Below are 1,256 nucleotides of genomic sequence, written 5' to 3'. Positions count from 1 at the left end.
CGCCGGGCGGCTGCGCCTCCTCGTCGCCGGGAAGGAGAGGCGCGGGCGGGCGGTGGCGGCCGTCGCCGAGATACGCGAACTGACCGCGCGCGCCGAGCAGGACGGCACCCCGGAGCTGTTCGCCCAGGCCTCCGTCGACCTGTTGCGCGCGCCCGCCGGCGACGTGGCGGCCCTGGTCGACTTCGAGCTGCGGTCCGCCGAGTACTACAGCCTGCTCGCCGAGGTGTCCGGCCGTCGTCCCGACACGGCCGCGGCCGAGGGCTTCCTGCCCGACGAGGTGGCCGGGCGGGTCAGGGACCAGACGCTCGACGACACCCACCGCCGGGTCTCGCTGCGCGGGTACCAGGCGTTCGGGGCGCGGTTCGTCCTGGCGCAGCGGCGGGTGATCCTCGGGGACGAGATGGGGCTCGGCAAGACCATCCAGGCCATCGCCGTGCTGGCACACCTCGCGGCCGAGGGGGAGAGCCGTTTCCTCATCGTCTGTCCGGCCGGTGTCCTGATCAACTGGACGCGGGAGGTCGAGAACCGCAGCAGGCTCCGGGTCACCGCCCTCCACGGGCCCGACCGGCAGGAGGCGTTCGCCGACTGGAAGGAGCGCGGCGGCGTGGGGGTCACCACCTTCGACGCGCTCCGGGGCTTTTCCGTGCCCGAGCCCGGTGAACTGGGCCTGCTGGTCGTCGACGAGGCGCACTACGTCAAGAACCCGGCGGCCCGGCGCTCCATGACCGTCGCCGCATGGGCCGAACGCTGCGAACGGGTCGCCTTCCTCACCGGCACCCCCATGGAGAACCGGGTCTCGGAGTTCCGCAGCCTGGTGGCCGTCCTGCGGCCCGCACTCGCGGAGGCCATCGGTGACCACGACTCGGTGGCCGGGTCCGTCGCCTTCCGGAAGGCGGTCGCACCGGTCTACCTGCGCCGCAACCAGAAGGACGTGCTGACCGAGCTGCCCGCGCTCCAGCGTACGGACGTCTGGGAGGAGTTGAGCGCGTCCGACGAGGAGGCCTACCGGGAGGCCGTGCTGGCCGGCAACTTCATGGCGATGCGCCGGGCCGCGTACGCGCGCCCGGAGAAGTCGGCCAAGCTGCACCGACTGCGGGAGATCGTCGCCGAGGCCGACGCCAACGGGCTGAAGGTGGTGGTGTTCTCCGCCTTCCGGGACGTCCTCGCCGTGGTGCGGGACGCGCTCACGGCGTCCGGGGGCCAGGTGCTCGGGCCGATCTCGGGGAGCGTACCGCCGGCGCGACGGCAGCAGCTCG

Annotated in this window: 1 protein-coding gene; it reads left to right on the top strand. The window is 73.4% G+C overall.

The features are described from left to right. Positions 1 to 1,256 (top strand): DEAD/DEAH box helicase (locus IH13_RS0110985; RefSeq protein WP_031083331.1); only part of this gene is annotated, 1,256 nt, incomplete at both ends.

The organism is Streptomyces sp. NRRL WC-3549 (assembly GCF_000721935.1).
GTDB lineage: Bacteria > Actinomycetota > Actinomycetes > Streptomycetales > Streptomycetaceae > Streptomyces.
The sequence above is the reverse complement of the archived record's forward strand: the minus strand, read 5'-3'. Positions and strand labels throughout refer to the sequence as shown.